Raw genomic sequence first — 4121 nt, 5'->3', positions numbered from 1 at the left:
CTTTTGATTTCACTTAACATTATTACTATTTTCAATTTTTATATCTACAAAAACACAATAATGCTCACTTGGGAACACAGACGTATAAATTTCATTCAGTCAGTATATTTAGATAATGAACAACTCTTTTTATACTTTTTGACAAGTAAGTATAAAGAGATTGTATCTTGAATAAATTATCTATTTATTTTCTCTCTTGTTACTTAGTGTTTAGGAATAAAGGGATAGTCAAACACAATCTTTATCTTGTATTCAGAAAATTCCTCTAATAACAATTCCTGCAAATGTTCTTTCAACAGATTGTCAGCTTCTTCTGTCGTTGCTTTTTTTATTGTTATAAGGAGTTGTAATCCACCGCATTTTTGTACCGTTGTCACAAAGGTAGTACGTTTTATTTCATGTTGCACATTCAACTCTTGAAAGACTTGCTCAATTAATGGCGTTAGCCTAGACTCAATATTCCTATATCTTTTAATCGATGCTTTATCCCTTTTCTTTTCACATACGAATGCTATTACAATGACACTTACCGCACTAACTGCAAGGAAAAGGGAAAAACCTTCTTTTTGAAAGAAATAATACAAAATGTTAGCTAACGCAAGAACAAAAGGAGAAAAGACGTATATATAAAACCCCTGAAATCCAACATCGTAAAAAAAACCCCTTGCGAAGATTCGCTTAATCACTCTATTTATCACAAGTAAAATGATAACGAATAACGCATTTAAGATTAACAGGTTCATTACGTCCACCCTTTCTATATATTAGCGTATCGTTATAGGTAATACTCGCAATACCTTTCGTATCCTTCCCTGTTGTTGAATAACTAATTCAATTTTTTCCATTTTTTGCGGATTCCAAAATCCACCTGCAAAATTTCGAATTTCCTCAATATTCATTATTCCTTTATATGTATTACTCTGTTCATCAAACATTATAGAAATATCATTTGAAATAAAGTTCTGTCCGTTCATTTGGGCTTTAACATACGCATTTAACAACAAAGTGTGGATTTCCCGATTCCCTTCCGGCTCAATGACTTTAAACGCAAACTCATATACCTGATCATGTTGTAATTGAATATCTTCTATTAGATTATGGAACGAAACCATATAACTAATATCTTTACAAATTTCCAATTTAATTTCATCATTCTCAACCACTATACGTTTAGCATTTTGTAAATGGTCCGTTGTGATGGTTCTGTATGTTCCTTTCCCATCCATTTTTATTAATTTAGGCTGAGTATGGTTCCTCAATAGTCCTAATCCTCCCATTACTTCGTTAAAGTTTTCTTCAGTAGCCATTCCTTCAAACAAAGTAAGAATACCGTTCTCATCAATGATTAATTGTTTCCTTTTTTCTTCGTTAAAGACACTACGAATTATTACCTCCACCACTCGTGTTATCTCATTATATACAACATGATAGCCAGTAACATTTGTGTTATCTTCAAATCGGAAATCTACTTGTGGTTCACCAGCTCCAAATAATCGGAATAACTGCATATCTGATTCTTCAAGCTCTAACACATATTGATGAGAATACACTTTCATATGGATCCTTGGATATTGTTTTTCTACATAGTATACTATAATTTCTTGTATAGCCTCTTGGCGATCTGCGTAATCCTTCGAGAATAAACGCAGTTTATTTTCTCCGTTTTTAAGTGTAAGGGGGATTGGCTCTCCTGTTTTTATAACCTCATATGGACCATCATTTACTGCATAGAACGTACCAGCTATTGGATAATTGCCTGCTTCGACCTCAACACTTAGCATTATATTACCACTCACAAGATATTTCCCATCCTGTTCTAACCTTTGGTTTGCATGCAATTCATAATTTGTTTTAGGGGATGTCCCCTCACCTTCTGACTCCACCGTTAAATCCAACGTGACAGGTTCTAGAGTTTCTTTTATTATATCGTCCTCTATAATTGTAAGTCTGCTTGTCTCTACATTACTTTGAAGGTCTACTTCAGCATTCTTTCTTTTATCAATTGTAAATGTTGGAAAAGTTGTTTTCCTTACAGGTTTTCCTGACTCGTATTCTTCAATAGCAATAGTAGTTGGCCCTTCTCCATACGCTTCCACTAGTAGTTTATCAATGGCAACCGTTCCTTGTTCCTCTTCTATTGTTTCAACAAAAAGATACGTCGTTGTCCCGATAGATTCCACCTCGTATGTATGATTAATCATTTCATCTATATCATCTTTATCTGGAACCCCTACATTACCATAGATAACTTGGCCTTCATTATCTATGACTGATATCATTACAGGACAAGCAATTTTGACCACTTTCCCTTTAAAACCTTTCGCCTTTACTTCGTCATAGGTACGAAGAATTTGAAGATTCTCTATTTCTCTTCCCTCTAAAACACTCTCTATGATATGAAATACAAGTCTATTTTTAGCTAAACCTTGGTGCTCTTCCTTAATAAAATATTGATGTTGAGCCTCTGACATTGCACCAATTATAGGAACTGTTCCATCTCCATTACGAAATACCCCTTCTGGCTCATTCAATGAGTTCTCCTGAATCGAACTTACCGTTTTCTTTCCATATCCTATAATCTCATGATGTTCAATTTCCAAATCTTCACCCAGTTGTTCGTAGTAGTTCCAAAGTACGTCTATGTATGTTTGTTTGTTTTCCTCTAACAGTGGTTTATAGTGTTGCGTTACAAAATCTTCCCATACCACTGCTTGTTTCTTATCATATTCAATAGCTAGTATCCCATCCTCTTCCATTAAACGCTGATTATACATTTGTTGTGGGAGCAGTTGATAGATACTAGGAAAAGTTGGAGCGATTTTTCTTGCGTCTCGTTTTCTTAATACAATCGGAAACGTTTCCCACGGCACCCTTATTCCATATTTTATGGCTTTATATGCATGTGCAGAACCTTTCCAGGGTGTGCCTAGGGTAAACAATTTACTGACTTTTTGAACCCATTCCTCGTTTTTAAAATAGGTCAAACATAGCTTGGCAATAATTCCTCCCATACTATGCGCAACTATAATAATTTCATCCGCATCTGGATCTATCATTTCTTTAAGCAGATGTATTTGATTTAAATTGTTTTGGCGCCAATCATAAAAAAATGGAGTAACTACATCACCAATTCCCTCCATTTTCTCTACCAGTTTACTGTAAGTTCTAGGTTCCACACCAGATGCAATCAGATTATCGTATTCTCCAAATCTTAAACAATCATAAAAGTTTTCTGGAGGAAACAGTTTAGGCCAAACTGTTAATCCTTCCTGTTTTAATACACTTCCCATAATCCCTGGAATCACAATTATTTGTTTCATTTAAATACTTCTCCTTTCAATATTGCTTTTCACCATTTTCCTTATTATTACCATATTTAAATACTAACACTAATAATGACCTATTGATATATTTTTCAAATAGATTTAAAAAGTTATAATAAATCATAAACTCAGTTTAGCTAATTTTATGAAGTTCTTTCCGCACAATTTCCATAGAATTGACTTTTTCAAAAATCCTAATAGGACAATCAGTTGGTTATATCCACCCTATTCATTCTATCAACAATCCAACTAAAACTTACTTATCTACCTATACCCTTTTCAACATCTGATTGTCCTTTCATATTTAAAAGGACAATCAATATATATAGTATTAATTGTATATATAATTTCAAAAACTGATCAATATCTAATTTTATTGCTAAAAAAATCCCCAATATATTTTCCCTAAATAATCCTTCACTTGGATTTTCGGAAAATATGTTGGAGAAATCAAATCATCACCTCACTTATTAAATAAGGAACCGCTTTTACAAATCACTTATTATATATATATTGCAGCGTTTCCTTATAATCATTTTTTACATCTCCTCAGGTGCCCCCACCCCAAGTAAACGTAATCCCTCTTTTAATACAACCGTCACAGCATAAGCTAATGCGAGTCTACTGTCCTTCTCTTCGCTCTCTTCTAAAATACGAACATTTCCATAATATTTATTGAACGCTTGTGCTACATCTAATACGTATTTTGAAATAATAGATGGCTCATTTTTGTTGAAGGCTGCTTCAATTACTTGTGGGAATTTGTTGAGTAATTTTACTACACTCCAGCTGTAATCG

General features: G+C 33.5%; 3 protein-coding genes. All 3 read right to left on the bottom strand.

Annotated features, from left to right (window positions below; translation table 11 throughout):
* Window positions 1-203: 203 nt before the first annotated feature.
* Window positions 204-743: a hypothetical protein gene (locus V7038_RS27550; protein ID WP_335695944.1), complete on the bottom strand. Its 540-nt coding sequence runs from the start codon at window positions 741-743 to the stop codon at window positions 204-206.
* A 21-nt stretch (window positions 744-764) separates the two neighbouring features.
* The gene (locus tag V7038_RS27545) at window positions 765-3320 is read right to left on the bottom strand and encodes a lipase/acyltransferase domain-containing protein (protein ID WP_335695943.1); all 2556 of its coding nucleotides are present in this window, start codon (window positions 3318-3320) and stop codon (window positions 765-767) included.
* A 542-nt stretch (window positions 3321-3862) separates the two neighbouring features.
* Window positions 3863-4121, bottom strand: a 259-nt coding sequence (locus V7038_RS27540; RefSeq protein ID WP_335695942.1) for a DALR anticodon-binding domain-containing protein, incomplete at its 5' end; no start/stop codon positions are given.

The sequence above is a fragment of the Bacillus sp. JJ783 genome, from assembly GCF_036963225.1.
In the GTDB taxonomy this organism is placed as follows: domain Bacteria; phylum Bacillota; class Bacilli; order Bacillales; family Bacillaceae_G; genus Bacillus_A; species Bacillus_A cereus_U.
The sequence above is the reverse complement of the archived record's forward strand: the minus strand, read 5'-3'. Positions and strand labels throughout refer to the sequence as shown.